Origin of the sequence: Rhizobium sp. CCGE 510, from assembly GCF_000292525.1 — a bacterium.
In the GTDB taxonomy this organism is placed as follows: Bacteria; Pseudomonadota; Alphaproteobacteria; order Rhizobiales; family Rhizobiaceae; genus Rhizobium.
The window spans coordinates 1-26,668 of sequence record NZ_AEYF01000023.1 but is presented as its reverse complement, the minus strand read 5'-3'; the positions used below and the strand labels follow the sequence as shown (position 1 = coordinate 26,668).

Sequence of the window (26,668 nt, the reverse complement as noted above, 5' to 3'; positions counted from 1 at the left end):
GCGCACACCGACATAGAAGCGGAGTGCCGGGACCTTACTGCCGGGTTGGACGTTGATGGTCCGAACCTTGAATCGCTCGCTGACTGACCGACTTATGGCTATAGCGAACCGCTCGAGTTGCCTGATGCCGCGTACGAACCTGAACGATATCCTGATCTTCATGGCCGTCGTCGATGCCGGAAGCTTTATCGCCGGCGGCGAGGCTTTGGGCCTGTCCCGTTCGGCGGCGGGAAAGGCCGTCATCCGCCTGGAAGACCGGCTCGGCGCACGTCTGCTCAACCGCACAACGAGAACACTGAGCCTGACCGATGAAGGGCGGGTATTCTACGACCGCGGCTTGCAGATCCTCGCATCAGTCGACGAGGCGGAAGCGAGCGTGGCAGGCCAGAGCGGCATGCCGCGCGGCATTCTCAGGCTCACCGCGCCCGATGCCTTCGGACGGCTCGTCATACTGCCCCTGCTGGAAGAATATCTTCGGGCTTGGCCCGACATCCAGGTGGAGATGAGCTTCACCGATCGTGTGGCCGACATCGTCGAGGAAGGTTTCGATCTGGCGATCCGGATCGGCGCGACCGCATCGGACACCCGACTGGTCTCGCGCGCGATCGCCGCATACAGGACGCGGCTCTGCGCCACGCCGTCCTATCTCGCCGAGCGCGGCGAGCCCCGCGATATCGCCGATCTCGCAGCCCATGACTGCCTGATTTTCGCCAGCCGCACTCGAAGACACGGCTGGCGTTTTCGTGGCAAAGGCAGCTCCTGGATCAAGGCGCAGGGGCGCAGCCGCCTGAGGCTCGACAGCGGAGAGGCGATTCGCGACGCCGCCCTGGCGGGACTGGGCATCGCTCTCCTGCCCGATTTCCTCGTCGCCGACGATCTCGCCGCCGGTCGTCTCCGCCATGTCCTCCCCGACCTCGAAACCGATGACGCCAAGATCATCATGCTCTATCCCGACAAGCACCTGCTGGAACCGCGCATCCACCGATTTGTCGATCTGATGGTCGAGGCGTTGGGGCGCGAGAGACCGGACGCGCGCTCATCGCCTTGATACGGAAGCACCGGTATCGGCAATAGTCTTGTCGAAGCCACGGAAACTTTTCAGAGCAAGAGGAAAGAGAGTGGCGGCGAGATAGGCAAGCCCGGTGAGCAATAGTGCCGCGGCGACGCCGACCGTGCTGATCAGCGCGCCGCCAACCAGACCGCCGAAGGGGATGAGCGCAAAACAGAGGGCGGCGTTCATCGCGGTCACGCGGCCGGTCAGCGGCTTAGGGATCCGTTCAAAGATCACCGCCGACAGGATCGGATTGAGGAAGCCCGAGGCAAATCCCGCAATTGCCAAGGTGACGAAGATGAGGATGAGCGGCGCATCCAGCGCAAGGATGAAAAAGCGCGGAAATCCGGTCAAGAGGAACGCCACGGTATAGACCATCAGGCGCGGCATTCGCTCGCCGATCGCCGCGGCGATCGCGGCACCTGCGATCGAGGCGCCGCTGAAGGCCGCAAGCATCGCCCCCAGCAGTTCCGGGCCATGGCCGGAACCCTGCGTCCAGACCGGCAGCAGCACCGCGTGATAGGCCTGATCCAGCAGGTTGGTGGTCGCCACCATCAGGACGATGCTGACGAGCACCGCATCGCCGCGCAGAAAGCGCCAACCTTCGCGGAGATCGTCGAGATAGGAAGCCCTTTCGGCCGGTCGGGCTTCGGGTGCGCCGGGCAAGCGCCGCATTCTGGGGATTCCGACTGCGACGATCAGCGCGGCGGCGGCAAAGGTGGCGGCATTGACGAGGAGCGCCTGGCCCGGGCCGATCAGCCCGATCAGCGCGCCGGCGCCGGCCGCGCCCGCCGTCGAGGCCAGCCGCTCAATCGCGCTGGCAACGCCGGTCACCCGTTCGAGCGGTACGTTCGCAAGCGCGGCAATGTCGGGAACCATTGCCTGCTTGGCGGCGTCGGAAGGCCCGCGCAGCACGCCCATGGCAAAGACGATTGGCAGCAGCACCGGCATGCCAAGCATGCCGAAGAGATCGAGCAGCGGCAGCAGCCCCACCACGGCCACCGATGCGGTATCGCAGGCAATGGCGATGCGCTTCGGACTGACGCGGTCGATCAGCGGCCCACCGAGCGCCTTGGCGACAACATAGGGCAGCATCTCCATCATCGCCGTCAGCCCGGTCAGGACAGGGCTCCCGGTCGTGCTCAGCACCAGCCAGGGAATGGCGATGGTCGACAGCCGCGTTCCGGAAAGCGAAAGCGTCTCGGCAGCGGCAAGCGCCAGGAAAGGCCTGGCCCTCCTCACGCCTCATCCTCCCCTTTGCGATGCGGAAGGCGGCCCGGATAGGGGAAGGCGTGCAGCATGACATAGAAGGGAACCATGCCGGGATCCCGAGACGCCGCCTCGCCCAGCGGCGGGGCGGCCCGCATCGCCTCCAGGATCACGTCAGTCAGCTGCTTCGTCAGAGCCTCGGCCTGATCAGCCGTCATCGGAATAATAATGTCGTCGGCAGCCGTCGCCTTGCGCCACTCGGCCGGCAGTTCGGCATATTCCTCCAGCGCCTGCTGCATCTGACCGACCTGCAGCGAGAGTGCCGCCTGGTTGAAAGCGAGGTCGAGATCGAGCTCCTCCCCCGCGGATTCGCTTGGCGGTACCGAGGTAAGCTCATGGCTGGCGCGCCACCAGCGGTCGCGCCGTGAGACATGCGGCGCCGCCTCGATGAAGCCATATTGGGCAAGCTGGCGCAGATGGTAGCTCGTCGCACCACTGTTCAAGCCCAGCCGCGCGGCGAGTTGCGTCGCGGTTGCAGGGCCATCGATTCTCAGCATGCCGAGCATGCGCAACCGGACGGGATGCGCCAGCGCCTTCAGCGCGACGGGATCAGGTACGACCCGGCTGACGGTGCGCGGCTGCTTTGCATGGGCGACGGTCTGGCGCTGGGGATTCTTCATGCCAGCAGCTTACTATTGCAAAGATACCTTTGCAAAATTTTCTTTGCATAACTGCAGTCGCCCTGTCAGTGACTCAAGCTTCCGCCAGGGTGAAGACCGCGCAAGGGGCAGCAATACCGCGCAAGCTATGCTCTCCGAGCGGCATCAAGGCCGTCGTCGTATTCGCCGCAATCGCTCCCGAAATCAGCACGCTTCTGCCGAGCGGTTTGCAAAGCCCTTCCAGGCGGCTGACCAGGTTGATCGCGGGGCCGATGGCGGTGAAGTCCAGCCGGTCGGCCGCACCGATATTGCCCCACAGGATCTCGCCGAAATGCAGCGCCGCGCCGAACGGCAGCGGCGCCAGACCCTGCGCCTGGCGCACCTGGTCGAGATGCGCCATGCCGGCCCGGCTGGCGGCGACGGCCCGCAGGGCGGCCTCGCAGGCCTCGTGATCCCCTTGGGCGATGTCGGCCTCGCTTGACGTAGCCGTGACCGGAAAGATCGCCAGCACGCCGTCGCCGATGAATTTCAGCACTTCGCCGCCGAAGGCGTGCACTGCGCCTGCGACGCGATCAAAATAAGCGTCGAGCGCGGCAATCATCGCCTGCGGCTCCGTCACCTCCGAAAGCGCGGTGAAATCGCGCAGATCGGCACAGAGAAGAGCAGCGCGGATGGTCTCGCCGGTGCCGCGGGCAAGCGCGCCGGCCTGCACCCGGGCAGCGCTACGCCGACCGAGATAGGCTTCAAGCAGCGCGGCGCGCGCCTCCCGCGCCGCCAAAGCGGCGAGCGGCGCCGCGGCAAAACGCGCGACTTCGCGCAGCAGACTGGCCTCGGCCGAACCGAATGCGCCACCCCCTGCCCTGTTGGCAACTCCCGCCCAGCCAAGCAGCGGCCCGTCCGATGCCTGATTATTCTCTGCAGGCCCGATCCGGCTCTCCCACACCGGCCCGAGCCCACGCAGCCACTCGCGCCCGGCCTCGCTCTGCGGAGCCGCAGCAAAGGCCAGCGCCTCAATGACGGCCCCGGTCTCGGCCCGCCACAGCCAGGTGCGCCGAGCGATGATTGGATGCGGCACGGAAAGCGTCAGCGCGCCGCCCGAAAGCGGCAGACCATCAGCCAAAAGCCGGCGCCCGAGCTCGGCCAGAAACCGTTCGGGACCAGGCGAGGCACCGGCCTCATCAACCAACCAGGCAAGGGGAGATGGCAGATCCATGCTGCAACATGACATCGCCCCGGGACGTCCGCAAGGATGCCTTCTGGAGCCCTATCGGTTCCTTGAGCCATTCCACGCAGACAATTCTCCCGAGATTCTTCCATCACGGCGAAATGCAAAAAATAACGCTTTAAACTTGCGCAGTTTTGCTTCCATTATGCGGCCGTTCGTCATCGTGTGATTGAGGGGTACGATGGGCACGATTTTCTGGCCGAAAGATCCGCTGGATGGGAATGACATGACGCTGCTGACGTCGATCCTTCGGCGGTGGTGCGAAAGGCATCACGTCGAGTTCAAAGCAGAGGAGAGCAGCCGCAAGGCGAAGGAACTGGTCGAATGGTATGAATTCGGCGTCAAGGATCCGATCGAGCTCGAAGAATTGATCGACGGCAAGTACTGGCTGGTCAGCAAAATCTGACCCGATCACAGTTGCAACATTCAAAAGAAAAGGCCGGGCGAAAAAATATCGCACCGGCCTTCGTCAATTTGCCTCTGGCAAGGCTTCAGTCGTCATCCCGCCAACGGCGGTGGTGATCGCCGCGCCGCTCATCGCGCCAGCGCGGACCATCCCAATCCCGGTGACGCCGCTCCCAGCCCCAGCGGGGCGGACCGCCGTAAAAGGCCACCGGCGGCGGGCGGCGCCAGCTTCGCCGGCATTCGCCCCAGCGGGTCAGATGCCAGCCGCGGCCGCACGCATAGTCGACCTTTGTGACATCGCTTGTGACATTGCTCTGGACCTTGATTGTCCCCATCGGCATCGCCTCAGCTGTGCCGATCGAGAGGCTGCCAGCGAGCAAGGCAGCCGCGATAGAAAGTGCCTTCATCGAAAACTCCATTTCATCCAGCCGTTCCCACCCTAGGGCCGCCAAATTGAACTGGAGATGAACTTCACGTTCATGTTTGCGGGAGAAAAAGAAGCGCTTTCGGACGGCCAATCGCAGCGCCGGCCAGCCGTTTTTCTCGCAACGGCAGGCGCTTCAGGGCAATCCACCGGCCCGCAAAAAACCGTTCATGTCCTGCCGTAAAATGGGTCGGGACCCGGGTCACGCCCGGCGGCGACCTCGGTCAGCCGCCCCAGGTAATGCGCCCAGCCTTCTGCATGTCCGGCGCATTGATCGGCGCTCGGCAGACCGCTATGCGTGAGCCGCAGCAGCGTTCCGCTTCCCTGCTCGATCAAGTCGATCTCGACCAGGCTCGACCCCGGCGGCACCACCTCGCTGCCGTCCCAGCCGAAGCTGTAGGCAAGGCGATGAACCGGCACCACCTCGCGAAACGAGCCGCGCGCAAAGCGGGCGCCGGTGACGTTGACAAGATAGAGCCCGCCCGGCTGCGGCTCGACCTCAGCCTCCGTCCCCATCCAGCCCAGAATCTTCTGCGGGTCGGTCATCAGCGCAAACACTGCGGCCGGCGGCGCCGCGATATGCGCCTCGCGGTGAACGACGAAAGATTCTGGCATCACGCTCTCCGATAATTGTCATGGCCTGCCTCGCCTCGGGCGGGATCAGCGGTCATGCCGTGTGACGTGGGTGTCCTCGCGTGAGCATGTAGGCGGAAGTGCGCGCGCAACAAGGGCGGTCGGGCGCCATCCTCCTTGCATCGCCGACGCCGGCTTGTAATCGTGCCTTTCGCTTGCGCTCGGTGCATTCGCTCCTTTTGTCGCTCATCCCCCTTGAGCAGCAAGCGAAAGGCATACGCCCCTGTGAAGGAGAGCGAGCGATCTGGAGATGCCGGCGCGCTTCGAGGCAACTCACGCCATTCCCACCCCGCATCCGCGATGAAAGCATTTCGCCCTATTGCCAGCACCTCGCCTTCCACCTATGTTCACGCCGTTCTCAGGGCGGGGTGAAAGTCCCTACCGGCGGTATGCAGTTCCGATTGCGAGCCCGCGAGCGCCTTCCTCGGAAGGGTCAGCAGATCAGGTGAGATGCCTGAGCCGACGGTCATAGTCCGGATGAAAGAGAACGCACGTTCCCAGCCCTTGCGGCTGTCGGGAACGTTCGTGATCGCCTTGGGTGATGTGTCTGTTCGCCAAAGGAGACTACCATGACACCCACCCGCTACGCCTTTATCAAAGCCAGTTGGCACGCCGACATCGTCGACCGCGCCCTTGACGGCTTCTACCAGCTTGTTCCGCCCGAGCAGGTCGATGTGTTCGATGTTCCGGGCGCATTCGAGATGCCGCTGCTTTCGCGCGACCTGGCCGCAAGCGGGCGCTATGGCGCCGTCATTGCCGCCGCTTTCGTCGTCGACGGCGGAATTTACCGCCACGAATTCGTCGCCCAGGCCGTCGTCGACGGGCTGATGCGCGCCGGCATGGATACCGGCGTGCCGGTGCTGTCGGTTTCGCTGACCCCGCATCAATATCAGGAAACCGAACACCATAAGCAGATCTACCGCGCACATTTCGTCGAGAAAGGACGCGAGGCGGCAAAGGCCGCGCTGACGATCGGAAAGACACGCGCCGCTCTTGCAGCGTAGCTCGACGACATCTTCGCAAGCAAGACGGCGGGAACAATCCCGCCGTCTTCACCGGGTCGATCTTGTGATGACTGGCTGTGAACCGGATGGATCGCTAGGAACCGAAGCAAAATCCGCCATTCCGGGCCAATGCCGACAGAATAATTGATTCGACGCCCCCGCCGCGCTGTGGTCCACTCGACCCCGACATGTATCGCCATTCTTAATGCGTCCAAACCCTCAAGGAGCTGAAGATGAGCAATGCAATGCGCAGTGAAACCCCTATCGAAAATTCGAAAACACGGCCTGTCGACACCAAGCTCGAAGTGGTCGTCATTCCCGTTTCCGACGTCGATCGCGCCAAACGTTTTTACGACAGCCTTGGCTGGCGGCTCGATGCCGATTTCGCCAATGATGCCGATTTCCGGGTGCTCCAGTTTACCCCGCCCGGCTCCGGCTGCGCGATCATCTTCGGCAAGAACGTCACCGCCGCGCCACCCGGCTCCGCCCAGGGGCTCTACCTTATCGTCTCCGACATCGAGGCCGCCCGCCGCGATCTCATCGCCCGCGGCGTCGAGGTCAGCGACGTGTTCCATGACGCTGCCGGCGTCTACGCGGGCAAGGACGAGCCCTATCTCTTCGGACGGCTCAGGCTCGCCGGCCGCGATCCCGAGCACCGCAGCTATCGCTCCTTCGCCTCGTTCAAGGATCCCGACGGCAATGGCTGGCTGTTCCAGGAGGTAACCACGCGATTGGCGGGACGCATCGACGCCGACGAGACAGCCTTTGCCACCTCGAGCGATCTTGCCTCAGCGCTGCGCCGCGCGGCGACCGCCCACGGCGAACACGAGAAGCGCAACGGCGGCAAGCACGACGAGGGCTGGCCGGACTGGTACGCCGATTACATGGTCAGCGAACAGGCTGGCAGAGAGCTGCCGCTATAGATGGCGGTAGAGGGACGCAGACGCTCGTCGCGTCTGTGTTCCCTCTTAATAATGGTGCAGTCCGCTTGCCTTTCGCTTGCCGCTCAAGGCGAGGCGAAGGACAATGGAGGACGTGCCGTGCTGCCCCCTCATCTGCCTGCCGGCATCTTCTCCCCGCTGGGGAGAAGGGGCAAGCCGCACGACCTTCATTTCCAAGCTGAGGTTTCAAGGGACGCGAGGCGCCGCCGCGATTCCGCTTCTCCCCAGCGGGGAGAAGATGCCGGCAGGCAGATGAGGGGGCCACATGGCACCTCTTTCATCGTCACTCGCTTCACCCCGAGCGAAACTGATGGAAAAAACCCGTCACCGCTCGAAAAAATCCCGCCACTGTTTCTCGCCAACCAGACAGTCGGCTACGGGCGCATCCCCCGCAATCTCCCGCACCGTCGCTGGCGGCGAAAGGCCGCTGATTTCAAGCACCAGCTTGCGGCGCACGGCGACCGCGAAATCCTCGATCTTGTGGACCGGCAGCACGAAGGCGCCGGGGCCGCCGATGACGCAATCGGCGTAATATTTGTCGAGACCGTCGGGCGCATCGGAGGGCCGCAGCATGATGGCAAGGCCGTTGATGATCATGCCGGCTTCGACCGCCTTGTCGCGGGCCGGCGTGACCGGATTGCCGGAATTGTTCGGGCCGTCGCCGGAGACGTCGATCACCTGTCGTCTGGACGGAAACGGACTGGACACGATCATGCTGGCGCCTTGGGCGATCGCGGTGGAGATCGATGTGCGCCGCTGCGTGGCAATCGGCCGAGCTTCGAGCTTTTCGGCAAAAGCGATCGCATCCGCTTCCGTCTCGATCATCTGCCAGTCGATCACCGAGCCCTGGACGACATAGCCCGCCCATTCGAAATAGCTGATAGCGATGCGGCCGGTCAGACCGCCCTTAACCGCATCGATGAATTCCTTGTGCTTGAGCGCTTCGACATATCCCTCGCGCTGGATGCCGATCTCCTCGAAATCCATCGAGCGCGAGGTGTCGACGGCAAGGACCAGGGTCACGTCGACCTCGTTTCCCCCCGCCTGCGCTGCCGGGACGAGGCCGGAAAGACCCATAAGCACCGCAACTGTCGTCAGCATCGGCAGATCCCCGCGCCATCCACGCGCGCAACTTTAGCACAGCTTGGCCGACGCAGGACGTCCGGCCCCGCAGGCAGCTTCAATTTTCGGTGATGGCCGGCTCAATGCAGCGGCAGCCACAAAGGGCTTTTCCATGCTTTCAGCGCATCGAGGAAGACCTGCAATCTGGCGGGCAGGAAGCGGCGGGTGGGATAGACGGCATGCACGAATATTTCCTCGGACGACCAGTCCGGCAGCAGGCGGATGAGCGCACCTCTTCTGATCTCGTCGTCGCAATACGTCGAAGGCAGCAGGCCTATACCGTGGCCGCGATTGGTGAAGGCGCTCACCGCGTCGAAATCCCGGCTCGAGACCGGCCCCGACACCTGCTGGCGAACCGACTTGCCGCCGCTGACGAGATGCCATTCCGCGTCGCCGTTGCGGCCGTTCAACAGCACGCACTGATGCTCTCTAAGGTCTTCCGGCTTTGAGGGAAGCGCCCTGCCCTTCAGATAGTCCGGCGCGGCGACCAGATAGCGCACGCTCTTTCCGAGCCGCTGCGCGACAATTGAGGAATCCTTGAGTTCGCCGAAACGGATACCGAGATCGATATTCTCGGCGATCAGATCGAGGAACAGGTTGGTGACGAAGAGATCGACCTGGATATCGGGATAGGTCTTCAGGAAGCACGATACGAATTCGTAAAAGATCTCCTGCCCAAGGATGACCGGCACGGAGATCTTCAGCAGGCCTTCCGGCTTTTTCTGCGTTTCCGTGAGTGCCTGCTCGGCGTCGATAAGGTGGGCGAGCGGCTCGCTGCACTGATCGAAATAGGCCCGGCCCTGCGCCGTCAGGCTGAGCTTGCGGGTCGTGCGCTGCAGCAGCGTCACACCAAGCTGCTCCTCCAGCGATGTCACTTTCCGGCTGACGGTCGAGACCGGCATGCCGAGGGAATGGGCCGCACGGCTGAAGCTGCCATACTGCGCCACCTTCACGAAAACCGCGATGTCGTTCAGGTCTGCCATGCAGCGATTTTTGCATTTGTGCAAAAGAGAATCCAGATATTTCCATCTAATCGAAGAATGTAGCTTTCGCCATATTCACCTTGCGAAAACGATCACAATCCGATGGAGGCGCATTCGCAGCAGCCCCATCTCGAGCGACCCGCCTTCGAGAGGCCCGCGTTGCCCGACCAGACTATGGAGTTCAACATGACTACCGGAAAGACTGTCATCGTCACGGGCGCCTCCCAGGGTATCGGAGCCGGGCTCGTCAACGCCTTCATCGAGCGTGGCTATAATGTCGTCGCCACCTCGCGTCAGGTCAGCGCCTCCGATGCCATGCAGGCGTCGGACAGACTGGCTCTTGTCGACGGCGACATCGGCGACGCTGAAACCGCGGCGCGGGTGACAAGGACCGCAATCGACCGGTTCGGCTCGATCGACGCCCTCGTCAACAATGCCGGGATTTTCTTGGCCAAGCCGTTCGTCGATTTCACCATGACCGACTTCAGACAGCTGTCCTCGACCAATCTCGAAGGCTTCATTCACCTGACCCAGTTGGTCGTCAGGCAGATGCTCACCCAGAAATCGGGCGGCAGCGTCGTCAGCATCACCACACCATTGACTGATCATCCGATCGCCGGCTTCTCCGCCTCGGTCTCGATGATGACCAAGGGCGGCATCAACGCGATCTCCAAGAACCTGGCGATGGAATATGCGAACGAGGGAATTCGATTCAATACAGTGGCTCCCGGCGTCGTCGACACGCCGTTGCACAAGGACAATCCCAAGGACTTCCTCAGCACGCTGTCACCGATGCCGGGCATTTCGAACGTCGGGGAAATCGTCGATGCCGTTGTCTTCCTGATCGAAGCCCCGCGTGTCACCGGGGAGGTGCTGCACGTCGACGGCGGCGCACATCTCGGCAAATGGTAAACCACCCGCAAGCGCAGGCAGTCGGTGCCGAACGGCGGCTGCTGGAACTCGGCCTCACCCTTCCCCCGCCGCCGACACCTTTTGGCGCCTATGTTGAAGCGACAAGGACCGGAAACCTGGTCTTCTTCAGCGGCATGCTGCCCGTCGTCGACCGTAAGCCCCGCTATATCGGCCGCGTCGGCGGCGCGCTGACGACCGAGGACGGCAGGAACGCCGCCGAGACTGCAACACTGAGCGCGCTGGCGGCGGCCAGGGATTTTCTCGGCTCGCTGGACAGGGTCGTCAGGATCGTCAAGCTCGGCGTCTATGTCGCCACAGAAGGCGATTTCCGCGACCATCCCAAGGTTGCGGACGGCGCATCCGAAATGCTGCTTTCCGTCTTCGGCGAGGAGAAACTCTCCGGCCGCGTCGTTCTCGGCGTCGCCAGCCTGCCGCTCGGCGTACCGATCGAGTTGGAGCTCGTTCTCGAGGTCGAGGATTGAAAACTGACGGGCGCGCTTCGGCGCGCCCTGCTCACCGCCCCGGCATTGTTGGCTTGGGTTGCGCTCAGCGCAAATGAGGATGTTAACAACCCACCCTCACACCGCCACCAACAGCAGCACGTAAGCGATGACGCTCACCATCAGGCCGCGAAACGCAAAAGTGACGCAGCGGTATTTGCTGCGGGCGATGGCGGAGAGGATGTTGGCGTTTTCGAGATATTGGTCGAAGAGATAGCGCTCGTCGCGCCGCAGTGCCGCGTCGAAGAACAGGTCTCGGTGGTTCTGCCAGGCGCCCCAGAACAGTGAGGTCGAGCTATCCAAACGGCGCGGCAGCACGACGAGGATCGCCGACAGGATGGAGAAGACCGAGGCTGCGGCAAGCAGGCCCGAGAACAACACGCTTCCCGATGTCCCCATCGTATAACGCACCAGGCTGAAGACCGCCCTCACTTCGCTGGAACTCACCAGGAATGCCAGCATAAACGTAAAGATATAGGCCGCCTTTTGATCGGATATTTTGATCTGATCGTAGAATATGTCATTGATTTTCTTGATATGGTCGAAATACTCGACACCGATATCCAAGCTCGACGGCTTGCTCAGCATTACATCAGTTGCAGTTTCGAATTCGCTCATCTGAATACTCCGCCGCCAAGTGTTTCCCTGATATTACACTTTGCGGCGAAAGCAAGAACACGTGTGCAACGCGCTTGACTTTTCCACTGTACACGGACAAAGGGGAAGTGGGGTATGGGGTGGAGATCATGCGGGGTTATTCCAAGAGCATCTGTCGCGTGGGGATGGCGCTAACGTTTGCGGTGCCCGGTTTCGCATCGCCGGCAGTGGCCGATCCGGTCCAGCGTGCAACACCGGTCGCCGGTTCCGTCATCGCCCGCAAGACCGGCGAAGAGGTCCGCTTCATCGACGTGTCGAATTGGCGTGTCGTTGATATCAATCAAGATCTGCTGACCGGCGACGTGCTGCGCACCAATGCCAATGGCCAGCTTGCCATCGTCTTTTCCGATCACACCCAGGTTCGCCTCGGCCGCAATTCATCGCTGCAGGTCAAGAAAATGGCCGCCAGTGGCGACACGACGCTGGAGCTGCAATCGGGAACGATCTGGGCGCGCGCCGAGCGTGGCGGCCAGGGTCTGACGGTCGAAACACCGGCGGCCGCAGCCGCCATCCGCGGCACCGATTGGACCATGACGGTCGAGGGCAACAAGACCTCGATGATCGTGCTGGAAGGCCGCGTGGCGCTGAGCAACCCGCAGGGCAGCGTCGAGGTGAACGAAGGCGAAGGGGCGGTCGCCACGATCGGCCAGGCGCCGCGCAAGCTGGTCATCGTCACACCCGATGATCGCGAGCAGATGCTGTTCTACCTGAACCTGCGCGATGGCTTCGGCCTGATGCCGACCTCTCCGTTGCCGGCAGGTCGGATGGCCGATGAGCGTCGCCGGCTGCTGGCTTTGCCGCCGGAACGTCGTAGCACCGAGGACTGGCTGGAGCTTGCCGAAGTGCAGAGCGCCTTCGACGGCCGGCAGGTCGCCGCAAAGACGCTTCAGGAGGTTCGTAGGCGCAAGCTGACGACCCTCCAGAAGGCGCGCGTCGACCTGATCGATGCCACGATCGCCGGCTCCGAAAAGCGCTACGACGAAGCCGCAAGGCTGTTTGCGGCGGCACTGCCGCATCTCGATCCGGCCCGTCGGAACATGGCCCAGTATGGCGGCTATTTTGCCCGCTCGCTTGCCGATCCAGCCCATGTCGAAAAGCCGCCGTCATCAGCGGTCGGCCCCTATGGCGCGATCATGCAGGCCTACACGGCAGGCTTCCTCAAAAATCCCCGCGCCTCCGTCGACCTGATCAAGGATGCGGAAAAGCGCTTTCCTGATGACCCAACCCTTCCCGCGATCCGCGCCCAGCTGGCGCAGCTGATCGACGACCGCGCCCAGATGCAGGAGGCAGTGAACCGCGCCCTCTCGCTCGATCCCAACCATCCGATCGCCCTTGCCGCACGCGCCGCCTACAAGGCGAGCTACGAAAGCGATATCGACGGGGCCTTAGCTGACCTGAACCGCGCCATCGAGCTTGCACCGGGGGCCTCGGGATCGTTGAACTCGATGGGCCTGCTGCAAAGCGCCCGCGACGCTAATGGCGCGGCCGAGGCTGCGTTCCTGCAGGCGATCGCACTCGATCCGCAGGATCCTGTCCCCCACGGCAATCTCGCCATCCTCTATCTCGACCAATCCAGGATGAAGGAGGCCAAGCGCGAGATCGATGCGGCGCTTGCCGCCGATCCCTCCTTCGACATCGCCCTTCTCGCCCGCGGCCGCTATTACCTGCAGACCGGCGAGCGCGACAAGGCGATGGACGATCTGCTGGCCGCCAGCACTGCCAATCCGGCCCATTCGCAATCGCAGCTGATGCTCGCCGCCGCCCATTACGAAAAGGGCGACCGCATCCCCTCCGAGCAGGCAGTCGACAATGCCGACAGGCTCGACAAGAACGATCCGGTCATCTCCTCCTTCCGCACCGCCGTCGATATCGACGATTATGACGCCGACGGCGCGATCCGCAACGCGCAGGAATTTCTCCGCCGCTCGCGCGCTCGCGGCGGCGACTACAGCGCGCTCGGCGCCAATGAGGATGCCGGCTCGACGCTGAACAACGCTTTTCGCCTGCAGGGCCTGGATGCCTGGGGCCGCTATTATGGCGATGCGGTCTTCAGTCCCTTCGAAGGCAGCGGTTATATCGACCAGTCGATCAAGGGCAGCATCTTTCCTTTCGTCAACGCAACGAGCTTCAGCGATGACAATATCATCCAGAACCGTGGCAACGCGTCGAGCTATTCATCGTTTATCCAGGGCTTGCTGCTTGATCCGCACATGCTCTCCGGCCGCTCTCGTTCGGCAACGCTGCTGCGCACGCCTTTCATCGAAGGCTCGCTCGGCGGCGGCATCAACAGCGTCGACGGCCATTCAAGGCGCATCGGCGAGGCGGAAATCCAGGGCTTCTCGAACGAGACGATCCCGCTCAGCTTCTTCGGCAACCTGACCTGGGAAGAACTGGCGCTCGACGGGGACTATCGCGACTTCGGCGGCTTCCAGACCGACAACAAGCTCGTCGGCGGCAACGGCTACCTGACGGCAACAGTGACGCCGGATGACCGCGTGGTGGCCTATGTCAACCATGCCAAGAACGATGGAACGCTGAACGCACTGACGCAAGGCTCGTCACTGACGGACTTCCTCAACCTGCTGGGTGCCGGGATTCGAACTGAAGTCTCTTCGGAAAACAATTATCGGCGCAATGTCACCGAAACGACCAATGCCGGCCTCGGCTGGAGCCATACCTTCGGCTACGAAAACGTATTGAACGGCGCCTTCCTCTATTCGGAAAGCAAATCGCAGACGTTCACCTCCCTTCAGGTCGACGATGCGCCGGTTCTCGGCCTGCGCGACCCCGACATCATTCCATTCCTGGACAACACCGAGGAACTGTCCTCAAAAACCTATATCGGCGCTATCAGTCATTCCATCGGCAGCGGACCGCTGACTTGGCGGTACGGCATCGAAGGCGGCTGGATCGATGCCAGCACGACCACCTCCTCTCGCCTTCATGAACTCTTTCCGCGCATCCCGATCATCCCCGAGACCACGGACAGCCCGGACACATTCAGCAACCGCGTCAACATCGCCCGCGGCTATGTCGACGTCCTGCACGAGATCACCCCCGATCTGAAGGCTGAATATGCGCTGTTCGGCACCCAGATGAGCGGCGGCAGCGTCGATGTCAGCCGGTTGGAGCCGCGCTTCGGCCTTGCCTGGGCACCGGCTCAGAACCATTGGCTGCGCGCCGCCTTCATGCGCCAGAGCCTCGACACCGGGGTCCCAACGCTGGCCCCGGTGGGCATTCTCGGGTTGCAGGCCAACCAGTATTCGATCGGCGTCGAGGGTTATACCGATACGGCGGCGCTGCAATGGGATGCCGAGTGGACCGACCGGCTCTTCACCTCGGTCGAATACCAGCACCAGGAATTGCATGATTTCTCGATCGACCTGCCGCTGATCGCGCTGCCCGCGGCAGACAGCCTGCCGCTGTCGCGCGGCAGCATCGACCGCGCCGCCGTCACCGCCAATGTCGCGCTCGGTGCCGGTTTCGGCCTCTCGGCCACCTATGCCTATATGGAATCGAAGAACGACGACCCGCTGGAACCGAACTACGGCGGCTCCCTGCCGTTTATCCCGAAGAATTCCGGCCAGATCGCGCTGACCTGGGTCAACGAGGCCAAGGTCAAGGCGACGGTGGCCGCCAATTATGTCGGCGAACGCGACGGCGATGACCTCGGCACCACGCTCGACGATTACTGGAGCCTCGACGCCCACCTGATCTGGGAACCGCTGGACAAGCGCATCGCACTCGAAGCTGCCGCTTATAACCTGCTCGATGAGGAGTTCGAGATCACGCCCGGTGTGCCCGGCTGGGGCCGCGCCTTCAAGGGCACTCTCAAAGTCCGCTTCTGATGCGGCAGCAGGATACGCCGCGCCGGGACGGGCTGAATGGCGGGCAGATCGGCAGCCGCCGTCTCAGGCTTCTGGTGCTGTCTCTCGCAGTATTGATCGCCATCTCGTTGCTCTCACGCCTGCCCGCCTGGTCGCTGCTGGAACTCAGAAGCTTCGACTATCTCTCGACTGTAGACGATCCGCGCCCACCGCCGAATGGGCCGGTCATCGTTGCGATCGACGAGCCGTCGCTTGCCGATATCAACGCGCAATGGCCCTGGCCGCGCAGCCTGCATGCCGAGCTGGTCAAACAGTTGCGCGCCGCCGGCGCCCGTGTCATCGGCCTCGACATCATCATGGCCGAACCCTCGAACCCGGGTAATGACGCGGCAATCACCGAGGCCGTCGGCACCGACGTCGTGCTCGCGGGCGACGAAACGCTGATCGAGACGCCACAGGCCTTGCAACTGATCCGCGCCACGCCGCTGCCGCAGCTGACGCAAGCAGGTGCCGCGACCGGCATCGCCTCGATCGATCTCAGTGGCGACGGCATCTTCCGCCGCATTCCGGGCTATGAGGACGGCTTTGCCGCAATGCTGGCGAAGACGTCGGGAACGCCGGCGGAAATTCTCCCGGCTGGCCGGCTCATCCAGTCCTTCGGCCCGGCCCGCAGCTATTCCACGGTTTCCTACTACCAGGCGCTCGACCCGGAGAATTTGCTGCCGTCGGATTATTTCAACGGCCGCGTGGTTCTCGTCGGCCTCAGCCTGCAGAATGCACCCGCGATCGACAAGGGCGGTGTCGATGCCTTTGCGACGCCCTATACGGTTCACACCGGCAAACTCGTCTCCGGCGTCGAGATCCAGGCGACGATCTACGACAATATCCGCGCTGGCCTGTCGATCGCGGAAGCCCGCCTGCCCGCGGTTGCCGCCTGCATCCTGATATCGGTGCTGCTTGCCGCCACGACCGTCTGGCGCTCAACGGGATGGCTGACGATCGTCACCAGTGCGGCGGCCCTCCTCGCCTTCGCGGCCGTCAGCTTTGCCGGCATCCGGCTTGCCCATGTCTTCGTCTCGCCGCTCGGCCCGACCGTCGCCTATATCTCGGTCGTGTTCGGCCAGGCGGCCTTCGACTATGCCGAGGAGCGCCGCAACAAGCGGCAGATCATCCGCGCCTTCGCCCAATATATTTCCCCCGATCTCGTCAAGCGCCTGTCGAACGATCCCTCGCAGCTGAAGCTCGGCGGCGAGCGGCGCACACTCTCCGTGCTGTTCTCCGATGTGCGCGGGTTCACCACCATCGCCGAGACGCTGAAGGACGATCCGGAGCAACTGACCGGTCTGATCAACCGGCTGCTGACGCCGCTCTCCGACGTGGTGATGGACCACGGCGGTACGATCGACAAATACATGGGCGACTGCATCATGGCCTTTTGGAACGCACCGCTCGACGATCCAGACCACGCCCTCCACGCCGTACGCGCGTCGCTTGCGATGCAGGCAGCGATTTCGCGGCTGAACAACCAGTTGGAGCGGGAGGCCGCCGCGCGTGGCGGCAAACCGCATGTTCTCAGGATGGGCGTCGGCATCAACACCGGCGAATGCATCGTCGGCAACATGGGCTCGACCCGCCGCTTCGACTATTCCTGCCTCGGCGACAGCGTCAACCTCGCCTCCCGTCTGGAGGGCGCCTCGAAGAATTATGGGGTGGCACTGCTGCTTGGCGAGGAGACCGCAAGACTGGTCGCCGACACCTACACCGTGGTCGAGCTCGACCGGATCATCGTCAAGGGCCGCACCGTGCCGTCGCCGGTCTTCACCGTCCTCTACAAGGCCGATCCGGCGTCCCTCGCCGCCCACCGGCTGTTCATCGACGCAAAATATGCCGGCACGCTCGCGCCCTCCGACTCCGTCTTCGAGAGGCTGGCCGCTGACTTGCCCGAACTAGCGCCTTATTACGCGATTGTCCGGGATGAGCTGGTTGGCGACGGCGGGGAATGATGGTCTGGGGCAGTGCTGAAACCAGGTTCTGCGCATGGAACCGGTGAAACGCAAGCGCGCCCTCAATAGCGCGCGTGTAATGCTCATTTGGCAGTAGATCACTTCCCGAAGGCGCGCTTGAGCGCGTCCACGACCACACGCACGGAGGGGACGTCCTTGATCTCCGAATGCACGACCAACCACACGTCTCGTGCAAGAGCATGTTCCCCCGTGATGCGCTGGAGATCGCCGGATTCCGCGACGGCGAAATCCGGCAGCATGACGACGCCGCCACCAAGCCTTGCGGCCGCGGCCTGAAACTCCAGTACGGATGACCTCACCGCTATTGGCCGGCCAGCGGCCAGCTCAATGAGACGAACCTGCTGCGGCGAGGCGTTCATGGTTTCGTCATAGCCGATGAAGGTCCATTCGGATGGCGCAACGGTTTCGAGATATGGTTTTGAGGCGTAGAGGTCGAAGGTGATCTCGCCAAGCTTGATGATGGAATAGTCGCCATCTTCCGGCCGCGACAACCGCACGGCGATGTCCGCCTCCCTCCGATTTAACGACGCGAGCCGTTTCTCTCCGACAAGCGTGATCTGGACGGCTGGATGCTCTCGCCGGATATCCACGATCGGCTGCGCCAGAAGGACGCTCGACAGCGCGGGAGGAGCGCTGATCCTCACATGGCCACGCAGCTCAGTCGAGCTGCTGCGACCAAGCTGCTCGATTGCGGCAGTTTGCGCAGCGATGAGCATTGCGTGCCTGGCAATCTGCTCCCCATCAGCGGTCAGAACGACGCGCCGTCCGCGACGGTCGATGAGCTTGCGTCCCAGTCTGGCTTCCAGCGATGCAACACGCCGGCTTATTGTCGCATGTTCAACGCCGATCTGCTTCGCCGCGCCGAGAAACGTTCCGGACCGTGCGAGCGCCAAAAAATGCCGCAGGTCGTCCCAATCGATTTGTGTGAATTCTTTCCCAATCATTGGGAGACAATAGGGAATTTTCTCGCTTATCGCCACCGGGTAGTTGTCTGCATCAAGGAGACAAAACGATGACAGATCAGATTATAGTGCTGAACTCGCCGGGCGACGTCGCTCAGTTCCAGCTCCAGGATCAACGTGTCCACCCTCCCGGCAAAGGCGAGATCAAAATCCGCCATCACGCTATCGGGACCAATTTTCTCGACGTCTATCACCGCAAGGGCATCTACCCGCTGCCTTCATACCCCGCAGTGATCGGCGCGGAGGCTGCGGGCGTTGTCGAGGCTGTCGGCCCCGGCGTCATGAGCTTCAAAGAGGGCGATCATATTGCCTATGCGGGACCGCCGGTCGGAGCCTACTGCTCGACGAGGAACATCGCCGCCGACCGTGCAATCAAGCTTCCCAAGGCGATCTCGGCTAAAACGGCGGCAAGTTCGCTGCTCAAAGGCATGACCGCTTACATGCTGTTGACGAAGACCTACGATGTGCAGGGTGGGAGTTGTGTTCTCGTTCATGCGGCCGCCGGTGGACTGGGCAGCATGCTTGTTCGTTGGGCAAAGTCGCTTAATGCCACGGTGATCGGCACGGTCAGCAGCGCTGAAAAGGCGGCACTCGCCGAATCCTACGGAGCCGATCATCTCGTGATTGGACGGGGAGCGGATATTGTCGCGGAGGTCAAGCGGCTGACGGGCGGAAACGGTGTCGACGTCGCCTTTGACGGAATTGGCGGTGACATGCTTGTCAAAAGCATCCGCTCGGTCCGACCTTTCGGCATGGCTGTCAGCATAGGCCAGGCCGCCGGCCCGGTTCCACCCGTTCCCGTCGAGGAACTTCGGCCAGGCAAGGCGCTCTCTCACCCGAGCATTATGGCTTGGAGCGCTGATATCGATAGATATCGTGAGGCCGCTCAAGCGGCGGTCCGGGCGATGGAAACAGGGATCGTCTCTCAGATCGGCGCCGAATACAGCCTGACAAATGTTGCGACGGCCCATGAAGAAATGGAAACGGGACGCTCGGCCGGCAGTATCTTGCTGATACCTTAGAGCCAGCAAAAATGCGCAACGGTTTTGCGTCCGCGCAAACCGGCCATCCCGAACGTCTACGGCAGCCTTAATTTCGGAGTTTGCCGTGGGCGTACATGTTGGTCGGTGCGCCATGCAGCATCACTTCGCGCTCGAGATGGAAGCCGCATTTCTCCAGAATGCGCTTTGACGCGACATTGATGGGGCGGACCAACCCGATCACCCGCTCCGCCCGCAGATCGTCGAAGGCAAAGGTCAGGGTTTCCCGGACCAGCTCCGTCGCGTATCCCTGCCCCCAGCTTTCGGGGTGCAGATGATACGAAAGATTGAGACCGACGAATTCTTTCGAAACGGTCACGCCGCCGAAACCGATCAATGCGCCGTCCGCTTCGACCGCCCAACGCCCGAACCCATGATCGTTCCAATGCCCGATATCACGGGCGAGCCGCGCAGCACTTTCTTCGGGCGAGTCCGGCCGCGGCACGGGTCGATGTGCGACCAATTCCGGTTGCGAGAAAAGCTCTGTCAGGAAAAGAATATCCGTTAGCGCAGGAGCCCTGAGCAACAACCGCGCCGTACGCCTCGTGGCCGGCGGCGCGACGCCATTGAACTCCTTATCGAACATCGTCTACCTCTTCATCAAGGACGGGATTCCCTCGGCACTTCTCGTCTGGCCGCGGCATCCGCCAACGCTCCTCATTTTGAGGGGCCCAGCCAAAGGCCGGAGCCTCGAAGGACACACCGCAGCGCTGCTCCTTGCCTCATCATCCGCCTGAACGTCCGCCTCGCCATTCGAGGCTCCTTTGAACATTGCCATTCGCAGATGGCGAGATTTCTACGAGACGATCAAGTTCTTTCGCGCTATGAAGAGCCATCATCGATCCCGCGCAGACCCCGAGGTCACTCTCATGGCTTTGAAAGTTCTTTTCATTGGCGGCACCGGCCAAATTTCCTATCCATGCGTCGAGCGGGCCGTTGCCCAAGGCCATCATGTCAGCGTCTACAATCGCGGCTTGAGAAGCAACCCGTTGCCTGAGGGGGTGACCTCGATCGTCGGCGAACTGGGATCAAGCAGTTATGCGGATCTCGCCAAGGCCAACTATGATGTCGTGTGCCAGTTCATCGCCTTCACGCCCGATCAGGTCGGGCGCGACATCGAGGTCTTTGCGGGCAATTGCGGTCAGTATATTTTCATCTCGTCGGCCTCGGTCTATGAAAAGCCGCCGCGTCACTACGTGATTACCGAGGAGACCCCGGCGATCAATCCCTACTGGCCCTACAGCCAGGCCAAGATTGCCTGCGAGGAATTGCTCAAGAAATCCAGCAATCTCGCCTGGACGATCGTCCGCCCCAGCCACACCGTTCGCACCGGCCTGCCGATCATGATGGGCGACAGCGACGTCATGGCGAGACGCATGCTGGATGGCGAGCCCACCATCGTGGCGGGCGACGGCCACACGCCGTGGACGCTGACCCGCGCGGTCGACTTCGCCGTGCCTTTCGTCGGGCTTTTCGCCAAGGAGGCAGCGCTCAATGAGATTTTCCACATCACCTCCGATCGCGCGCACATCTGGGACGATATTCAAAAGACCATCGCAAGATTGCTGGGCGTCGAGGCGAAGATCGTCCACATACCGACCGACACCCTGATCAGGTACAATCCGGAGTGGGCAGGCCCACTGCTCGGTGACAAGGCCTGGACGGCAATATTCGACAATTCGAAGGTCAAGCGCGTGGCCGGCGACTTCAGCTGCGCTGAGAGCCTCGATGAAATCCTGGCGGAGCCGATCACGCACCTCAAGCAGCGCCTGGCCAAAAACCGTCCGCCAAGGGGTGAACTCGATGCTCTGATCGACAGGATCTGCGCCGCCCAAGGCGCACTTGGTTAGGATAACCGGGAGGCGTGGAATGATGGCGACAGTGCGCTGCGGACACGCCACCGCCTCGTCTATCGAAGAATGACCGGCTGAAAATACTATGACGACGGCCTTATTCTATTTCTTTCTTACATTGATATTGACGGTTACGTCCTTGATTGTTCCTTCGCCATAGGACACCCTCACCTTATACATATCCTTTCCGGAGTATCCGCTATTGGAAGTATAATATTCGGACTTGCCAGGAGATCGCCGGGAATTACACCTAATCTGGGCGGCGCCTGTCGCATAATGTGAAAAAATCTTTTCGCTTACGAATTCTACCGATCCATGCGCCGGGGGCTGCACTAGTTTTATGCTCGGCATTGTCGCAGCGGTGCAGTCTGCATTCAAATTGTAAGACTGGCCCATTTTCGTCCGCTCTCCACTCAGGGCGCGACTATGATCCTCGGAGATTTGAACACCATCCTTGGTGGTGACGCATCCAGACAGACCTAAAGCTACGAAAAGTATGGGAGTTAGAATATGGTTTGCTCTGAAAAATCGCGAACCCGGCATGTTTCTTTCATCCTTTGGTTTTAATAATATTACAATTCAGCTTATCCAACAGGCAGCTTATTGCAATGGCGCGAGCTGTTCACGGACGCCCCCCGCCTGCGGATGCGAGATCTCTTCCGCCCGCTGAAGGTAAAGCACCATTCTCCAACGCCTCTCTTTGAGCGCTGGGGCCTTGGCAGCCTGATTATTCCACGCGCCGCGCTTCCATCGGCGCCTGCTGCCTGAACCCCTCGAAATAGCGGCCGCCATGCAAGCCAAGCTCGCAGTCGGCCAAAGCCAGAAATCGCGCAGCGTCGCCCCCTGCCGCCAGCCTGAACGCCGCGTCGAATTCGATTGCCAGTTCAGCGTTAAGCTCTCTGATGAGACGCGGCGCCCACTTTCCCCGGCCGGTCCACGCGCCACGCCCGAGGAGGATGAGGTCGGCGAGTTTCTGATAGAGCTGCGCAGCGATGGCCGCGATCTCTTCGGGCCGGCGCGACCCGCGCAGATCGTCGGCAAGATCGGTGACGTGATAGCGCAGCATCTCGTAGCTTGCGCCGGCAAGAGGTTTCGGCCCCGCTGCGAGCATGTTTGCGGCTTTGGCCTGAACGATGTGTGCGCTGTCGAAATCCGGCCCCACGATGCTACCGGTCGCCACCATGGTGACCATGACGGGACAGCCGCTCTCCGCATCGGCATGAAGATAATGCGCCAGCGTCTGTTCGTCGTGGACGAAAGCCTCGACCAGAAAACCATCCTCAGTGAACGACTCCCGCCAGGCTCTTTCCAGCGATGGAAACACGACCACGAGATCAATATCCGAAAACGCAGTCCCATCGCCACGCATGAGCGAACCAGCCACGTAGGCGAAAGCCGCCCCGGCAAAGCGGCTGGCGACGCAGCGGCGGGCGGCGGCCAGCGCCCGCGCCGCAAGAATATGTTTCTCGACATCGTCCACGATTTCATCCTCGAATGCGGGAGATGGGCGGCAACAAAAAACCCGCTCGTCTCCGGCGGGTTGGTCTTAGCGGCGATGAACGGATTCAGTTCACGCGTCTACCACCCACCGCGGCGCGGTGGTCGTAGACCGTGTTGAAACTGCAAAAATCCTGTTCATGAACCGCAACGATATCGCTCGACACAGCCACCGTCAATGCGATGAAACCAGCATCGTCGAAGGCGCAAGGGGTTCTCCGCAGCAATGTTTTCCGTCTAAGATGAACACCAGACTCGTCAACAGAAAGAGCCCGCCAATGTCCGATCCCGCAACCGTCATCCCGCTTCCGCAACCAGTTTTGCTGCCGGTCGAGGGTATCGCCGAGCGTTTTCCGGTGCGCCGCGTCTATTGCGTCGGGCGCAACTATGCCGACCATGCGATCGAGATGGGTCATGATCCCACCCGCGAGCCGCCCTTCTTCTTCCAGAAGAATGCCGATAACCTGCTGCCGGCGGGAAATGCCTTTCCCTATCCGCCGCTCTCGAACGACGTGCATTACGAGGTGGAATGTGTGCTTGCGCTGAAATCCGGCGGCGCGAACATTAAGGCCGCAGAGGCGCTCGACTGCATTTACGGCTATGCCGTCGGCGTCGATTTCACCCGCAGAGATCTGCAGGGCGAGGCAAAGAAGCTCGGCCGCCCGTGGGAGGTCGGAAAGGCCTTCGAACATTCCGCTCCCGTCTCGTCGATCGTTCCGGCAAGCCGCCTCGGCCACCCCTCTCAGGCAAAGATCTGGCTGGAACAGAACGGCAATCGTGTGCAGGACGGCGATCTCAACCAAATGATCTGGAAGGTGCCGGAGATCATTGCCGAACTGTCGAAGCTCTTCACGCTGGCGCCGGGCGATATCATCATGACCGGCACCCCTGCCGGCGTCGGCGCAGTCGCCAGAGGCGATCGCATCAGTTGCGGCATCGACGGCGTCGCCACCCTATCGGTCGAGGTTGTCTGAGGAGAGAGCCATGCCCGTCTATGCGCTCGGCGGATCAACGCCGGAACTTCCCGCTGCCGGCCTTTATTGGATCGCACCGGATGCCAACATCATCGGCAAGGTCGAGCTCGGCGAGAATGTCGGCATCTGGTTTGGCGCGGTGCTGCGCGGCGACAACGAGAAGATCACAATCGGTGAAGGCACCAACATCCAGGAAGGCGTGATGGCCCACACCGACATGGGCTTCCCGCTGACAACAGGCAAAGGCTGCACCATCGGCCACCACGCCATCCTCCACGGCTGCACGCTGGGAGACAACGTGCTGATCGGTATGGGCGCCACCATTCTGAACGGCGCGAAGATCGGCAACAACTGCCTTGTCGGCGCCAATGCGCTGGTGACCGAAGGCAAGCAATTCCCCGATAATTCCCTGATCGTCGGAGCACCCGCCCGCGTCGTGCGCCAGCTCGACGAGGCGGCCATCGAAGCCATCCGCCGGTCGGCGGAAAACTACGTCGCCAACTGGCAACGCTTCGCCCGCGATCTCAAGCAGATCGGCTGATCGGGTAATTCAGAGCTGGTGGCCAGCCCCGTCCTTCGAGGTCCCGAAAGGCACCGCAATAGCCGTCGAGGTCCTTACATAGTTCGGCTTCCTCGCCGAGCGTTCGGCCGAAGAAAACCACGATGACCAGGTCGGCAGGGATCGGATTCTGAAGAGAGCTAAGCGACAGCGCCATGCCGAGGCTTCCGCAATGACGACTGATGTCGTTGAAAAACCGCCTTATTCGGCAGCTTCGAGAAACTGGCTGCTTCGCGAGGAAGAGGCAAGCGCCTGAACTCTGGCTTCCGCCTTGGCGATCAGTTGATAGAATTCGTCCTGCGCTTCGACATCCAGTTGGATGACGGCATTGACGTCATCGGGCGTATCGCAAACGCAGGCGATTGCCGAAATGGGACAGATGCCACCGGGGTAGCGCTTGCCGTTTCCAGTATAGGCGCGACGGCCCCAACGCTCGGAATAGACCGTCTCTTCCCGCTCGAGATGCAGGATCGTTCCCTTGCAGGCGGTCACAATAGCCGCCTTGCCGTAAGCGAACCAATGATAGTTCAGCTTCCGGAGAATATATTTGCCGGTGATGTCCTCGCCAGCCAGTTCGGCAGGGTTTTCAATCATTCTGATCATGAAGGCTTCCCTCAACGTTTGCAGAATATCCTTCATCTCTTCTTACGCGGCAAGTCAAAAAACGCTGATTTTGGAGACACTTAGTCACAAAGTGTTTCCGATTCTTACATGTTTCACGCGTTGAGCCGTGTACCGAGCACACAATTCCTCGTCGAATTTACCGCACCTGCACCCGATTTTGCCATTGCAAGCAGGAGATTTTCGGGCTGCGAGGTGACCAGTTCGCAGCCGGGCTGCCGGTGTCAGGCACCTTGGCGATGCGATTGAACGACGACGCCCTGGTTCAGGAGAACTCCCCGGCGCGAGGACCTGCAAGCGTCACGCGCCAGCCCGTTCGCGATTGGAAATCCTGCGTGGCCAGAAACGTATAGCCCGTTATGCGCCAAGGCCTCACGGCGCTGGTCAGATTATCGAGCACAAAATCCCCGCCGTCCGTCCGGGCAATGAGAACGACATGATTTTGATCATGCGGTCCGATGACCACGGAAAGCGCCAACCGGTTCGAGGGAAAACCAGCCTCGATCAGGTCTTTCATCTTCTGGAGGGCGTAGTCCTCACAGTCGCCACGGCCGGCGACCGGGAGAGACCAAACATCCTTGGATCCGGATGAGGGGCGATCCTCTGCGGGAATGATGCGTCCATTTACAGCACGATTGACCTTTTGAAGAAGCGCTATGCCTGCCGCATCGGTCAGCGGTTGCGCCGCCATCCTGCCGCACAGCCACTTGTACTTGGCGCAGGCTGCGCCGAATCCCACAGGCGCGCCGATGCTTCTCGTCACAGGCAGCGATGACCCGGCAACAGCGTGAAAAGCCAGAAAAATGAACGAGATAGCAGCAAGAGAAAAGAGACGCGCCATGCCGATTCCCCCTATTTGTATCGCCACAATAACAGAGTCGGGATAAAAATTTATTAAAATTTTATACTTGCGAATTTAACCTTATTATATGACTGACACAGATTAACTACTGTTTATTCTTCACGTTAATTGATTGTTAGTATAAGAACTCTCTCCATTAACATTCGGTTAACCTTGGGAGACGAGTGAAATGATCAGCAGAGCATCGAAATTGGGCATTGCCTTTGCTTCCCTTCTGGCAAGTAGCAGCTTGGCAACGGCAGCCCCGGCAGTCGTTAACTGCAACACCGCAGTGCGCGGCACACTCGAGTACAGGCTGTGCATGCCGACCAAATCAATTCCGGCCGGCAGCAAGTTCAGCCCGAGAGATAGCGACCCCAGCCAGGGCACCGGCAGCGGCAAGAAAACATCGAGCACCGGCTCGACTGCCGAAAACAGCGGCAACCAGGTTGCGGACGGTGGCGGAAACGATACCGGCGGCGGAGATGACACCGGCGATGGCAAGGACCATGATCACCACGGCGGCAAAGACCACGATCACCACGGCGGCAAGGACCGCGATCACCACGGCGGCAAGGACCGCGATCACCACGGCGGCAAGGACCGCGATCATCACGGCGACAAGGATCGCGATCACCACGGCGGCAAGGACCGCGATCACCACGACGGCGACAAGGGCAAGGATCACGGTCACGGCAAGGACGACAAAGACGGTCGGGGCAAGAGCGACAATGGCAGCTCCGGC

General features: G+C 61.6%; 26 protein-coding genes, 1 pseudogene and 1 riboswitch. Of the genes and pseudogenes, 12 read left to right on the top strand and 15 right to left on the bottom strand.

Going from position 1 to position 26,668, the window contains the following annotated elements; genetic code table 11:
- Positions 1-124: 124 nt before the first annotated feature.
- Positions 125-1,048 (top strand): LysR family transcriptional regulator, encoded by a 924-nt coding sequence (locus tag RCCGE510_RS12715; RefSeq protein ID WP_007630477.1) that lies wholly within the window; start codon positions 125-127, stop codon positions 1,046-1,048.
- Here RCCGE510_RS12715 and RCCGE510_RS12710 read toward each other — a convergent pair.
- The 3 genes from RCCGE510_RS12710 to RCCGE510_RS12700 form a co-directional block, all read right to left on the bottom strand.
- Positions 1,037-2,293, bottom strand: coding sequence for an MFS transporter (locus RCCGE510_RS12710; protein ID WP_007630475.1), 1,257 nt, complete (start codon positions 2,291-2,293; stop codon positions 1,037-1,039). The two genes, RCCGE510_RS12715 and RCCGE510_RS12710, sit on opposite strands and share 12 nt — an antisense overlap.
- Positions 2,290-2,940, bottom strand: coding sequence for a helix-turn-helix domain-containing protein (locus RCCGE510_RS12705; protein ID WP_007630474.1), 651 nt, complete (start codon positions 2,938-2,940; stop codon positions 2,290-2,292). Before RCCGE510_RS12705 ends, RCCGE510_RS12710 begins: the two co-directional genes overlap by 4 nt.
- Positions 2,941-3,013: 73 nt before the next feature.
- On the bottom strand, positions 3,014-4,132 hold the full coding sequence (locus tag RCCGE510_RS12700) for an adenylate/guanylate cyclase domain-containing protein (protein WP_007630473.1): 1,119 nt from the start codon (positions 4,130-4,132) through the stop codon (positions 3,014-3,016).
- A gap of 193 nt (positions 4,133-4,325) precedes the next feature.
- On the opposite strand from RCCGE510_RS12700, the gene RCCGE510_RS12695 reads away from it, so the two are divergent.
- Entirely contained in the window at positions 4,326-4,550 is a 225-nt protein-coding gene (locus RCCGE510_RS12695; protein WP_007630472.1) for a hypothetical protein, read from the top strand.
- Positions 4,551-4,635: 85 nt separating this feature from the next.
- On the opposite strand, the gene RCCGE510_RS12690 is transcribed toward RCCGE510_RS12695, so the two are convergent.
- Together RCCGE510_RS12690 and RCCGE510_RS12685 are read right to left on the bottom strand one after the other, a co-directional pair.
- Positions 4,636-4,956 (bottom strand): hypothetical protein, encoded by a 321-nt coding sequence (locus tag RCCGE510_RS12690; protein ID WP_037078528.1) that lies wholly within the window; start codon positions 4,954-4,956, stop codon positions 4,636-4,638.
- A 185-nt stretch (positions 4,957-5,141) separates the two neighbouring features.
- A complete protein-coding gene (locus tag RCCGE510_RS12685; RefSeq protein WP_007630469.1) occupies positions 5,142-5,588 on the bottom strand; it encodes an SRPBCC family protein in 447 nt (148 codons plus the stop codon).
- Positions 5,589-5,956: 368 nt separating this feature from the next.
- A riboswitch (FMN riboswitch) is annotated at positions 5,957-6,099 on the top strand.
- Positions 6,100-6,175: 76 nt separating this feature from the next.
- On the opposite strand from RCCGE510_RS12685, the gene RCCGE510_RS12680 reads away from it, so the two are divergent.
- Together RCCGE510_RS12680 and RCCGE510_RS12675 are read left to right on the top strand one after the other, a co-directional pair.
- Positions 6,176-6,610 carry a 6,7-dimethyl-8-ribityllumazine synthase gene (locus tag RCCGE510_RS12680; RefSeq protein ID WP_007630468.1) on the top strand — a complete coding sequence of 145 codons (435 nt, stop codon included), beginning with the start codon at positions 6,176-6,178 and terminating at the stop codon, positions 6,608-6,610.
- Between the two features lie 233 nt (positions 6,611-6,843).
- A complete protein-coding gene (locus RCCGE510_RS12675) occupies positions 6,844-7,533 on the top strand; it encodes a VOC family protein (protein WP_007630466.1) in 690 nt (229 codons plus the stop codon).
- A gap of 342 nt (positions 7,534-7,875) precedes the next feature.
- Here the strand turns inward: RCCGE510_RS12675 and RCCGE510_RS12670 are convergent, their stop codons facing one another.
- Positions 7,876-8,652: a DUF1194 domain-containing protein gene (locus RCCGE510_RS12670; protein WP_007630464.1), complete on the bottom strand. Its 777-nt coding sequence runs from the start codon at positions 8,650-8,652 to the stop codon at positions 7,876-7,878.
- 101 nt (positions 8,653-8,753) lie between these two features.
- Complete coding sequence (locus RCCGE510_RS12665) at positions 8,754-9,656, bottom strand: LysR family transcriptional regulator (protein WP_007630461.1); 903 nt, start codon at positions 9,654-9,656, stop codon at positions 8,754-8,756.
- 186 nt (positions 9,657-9,842) lie between these two features.
- Between RCCGE510_RS12665 and RCCGE510_RS12660 the strand changes: the two genes are divergently transcribed.
- Together RCCGE510_RS12660 and RCCGE510_RS12655 are read left to right on the top strand one after the other, a co-directional pair.
- A complete protein-coding gene (locus RCCGE510_RS12660; protein WP_007630460.1) occupies positions 9,843-10,568 on the top strand; it encodes an SDR family oxidoreductase in 726 nt (241 codons plus the stop codon).
- Positions 10,562-11,050 (top strand): RidA family protein, encoded by a 489-nt coding sequence (locus RCCGE510_RS12655; RefSeq protein ID WP_007630459.1) that lies wholly within the window; start codon positions 10,562-10,564, stop codon positions 11,048-11,050. Before RCCGE510_RS12660 ends, RCCGE510_RS12655 begins: the two co-directional genes overlap by 7 nt.
- A gap of 96 nt (positions 11,051-11,146) precedes the next feature.
- On the opposite strand, the gene RCCGE510_RS12650 is transcribed toward RCCGE510_RS12655, so the two are convergent.
- A complete protein-coding gene (locus tag RCCGE510_RS12650; protein ID WP_007630455.1) occupies positions 11,147-11,686 on the bottom strand; it encodes a Pycsar system effector family protein in 540 nt (179 codons plus the stop codon).
- 128 nt (positions 11,687-11,814) lie between these two features.
- Between RCCGE510_RS12650 and RCCGE510_RS12645 the strand changes: the two genes are divergently transcribed.
- Both RCCGE510_RS12645 and RCCGE510_RS12640 read left to right on the top strand, forming a co-directional pair.
- On the top strand, positions 11,815-15,573 hold the full coding sequence (locus tag RCCGE510_RS12645; RefSeq protein WP_007630454.1) for a FecR domain-containing protein: 3,759 nt from the start codon (positions 11,815-11,817) through the stop codon (positions 15,571-15,573).
- Complete coding sequence (locus RCCGE510_RS12640) at positions 15,573-17,555, top strand: adenylate/guanylate cyclase domain-containing protein (protein ID WP_007630453.1); 1,983 nt, start codon at positions 15,573-15,575, stop codon at positions 17,553-17,555. Before RCCGE510_RS12645 ends, RCCGE510_RS12640 begins: the two co-directional genes overlap by 1 nt.
- 98 nt (positions 17,556-17,653) lie before the next feature.
- Here the strand turns inward: RCCGE510_RS12640 and RCCGE510_RS12635 are convergent, their stop codons facing one another.
- Positions 17,654-18,520, bottom strand: coding sequence for a LysR family transcriptional regulator (locus RCCGE510_RS12635; protein WP_007630452.1), 867 nt, complete (start codon positions 18,518-18,520; stop codon positions 17,654-17,656).
- A gap of 68 nt (positions 18,521-18,588) precedes the next feature.
- Here RCCGE510_RS12635 and RCCGE510_RS12630 point away from each other — a divergent pair, with 68 nt between their 5' ends.
- The gene (locus tag RCCGE510_RS12630) at positions 18,589-19,560 is read left to right on the top strand and encodes a quinone oxidoreductase (RefSeq protein WP_007630450.1); all 972 of its coding nucleotides are present in this window, start codon (positions 18,589-18,591) and stop codon (positions 19,558-19,560) included.
- A gap of 67 nt (positions 19,561-19,627) precedes the next feature.
- Here the strand turns inward: RCCGE510_RS12630 and RCCGE510_RS12625 are convergent, their stop codons facing one another.
- On the bottom strand, positions 19,628-20,164 hold the full coding sequence (locus RCCGE510_RS12625) for a GNAT family N-acetyltransferase (RefSeq protein WP_007630449.1): 537 nt from the start codon (positions 20,162-20,164) through the stop codon (positions 19,628-19,630).
- 283 nt (positions 20,165-20,447) lie between these two features.
- Between RCCGE510_RS12625 and RCCGE510_RS12620 the strand changes: the two genes are divergently transcribed.
- Entirely contained in the window at positions 20,448-21,428 is a 981-nt protein-coding gene (locus tag RCCGE510_RS12620; protein ID WP_007630448.1) for an SDR family oxidoreductase, read from the top strand.
- 730 nt (positions 21,429-22,158) lie between these two features.
- Here RCCGE510_RS12620 and RCCGE510_RS12615 read toward each other — a convergent pair.
- A complete protein-coding gene (locus RCCGE510_RS12615; RefSeq protein ID WP_007630446.1) occupies positions 22,159-22,911 on the bottom strand; it encodes a nucleotidyltransferase domain-containing protein in 753 nt (250 codons plus the stop codon).
- Positions 22,912-23,206: 295 nt separating this feature from the next.
- Here RCCGE510_RS12615 and RCCGE510_RS12610 point away from each other — a divergent pair, with 295 nt between their 5' ends.
- Both RCCGE510_RS12610 and RCCGE510_RS12605 read left to right on the top strand, forming a co-directional pair.
- Positions 23,207-23,902 carry a fumarylacetoacetate hydrolase family protein gene (locus RCCGE510_RS12610; protein WP_007630443.1) on the top strand — a complete coding sequence of 232 codons (696 nt, stop codon included), beginning with the start codon at positions 23,207-23,209 and terminating at the stop codon, positions 23,900-23,902.
- A 10-nt stretch (positions 23,903-23,912) separates the two neighbouring features.
- The gene (locus RCCGE510_RS12605) at positions 23,913-24,443 is read left to right on the top strand and encodes a gamma carbonic anhydrase family protein (RefSeq protein WP_007630442.1); all 531 of its coding nucleotides are present in this window, start codon (positions 23,913-23,915) and stop codon (positions 24,441-24,443) included.
- Here RCCGE510_RS12605 and RCCGE510_RS35175 read toward each other — a convergent pair.
- The 4 genes and pseudogenes from RCCGE510_RS35175 to RCCGE510_RS36060 form a co-directional block, all read right to left on the bottom strand.
- A pseudogene (locus tag RCCGE510_RS35175) lies at positions 24,427-24,624 on the bottom strand (hypothetical protein); the annotation flags it as partial. The gene RCCGE510_RS12605 and the pseudogene RCCGE510_RS35175 overlap by 17 nt on opposite strands.
- A 38-nt stretch (positions 24,625-24,662) precedes the next feature.
- Entirely contained in the window at positions 24,663-25,064 is a 402-nt protein-coding gene (locus RCCGE510_RS12595) for a hypothetical protein (RefSeq protein ID WP_037078522.1), read from the bottom strand.
- A 283-nt stretch (positions 25,065-25,347) separates the two neighbouring features.
- Complete coding sequence (locus RCCGE510_RS12590; protein WP_007630439.1) at positions 25,348-25,923, bottom strand: transglutaminase-like cysteine peptidase; 576 nt, start codon at positions 25,921-25,923, stop codon at positions 25,348-25,350.
- A gap of 334 nt (positions 25,924-26,257) precedes the next feature.
- A partial coding sequence (locus RCCGE510_RS36060; RefSeq protein ID WP_007630437.1) for a hypothetical protein occupies positions 26,258-26,668 on the bottom strand: 411 nt, incomplete at its 5' end.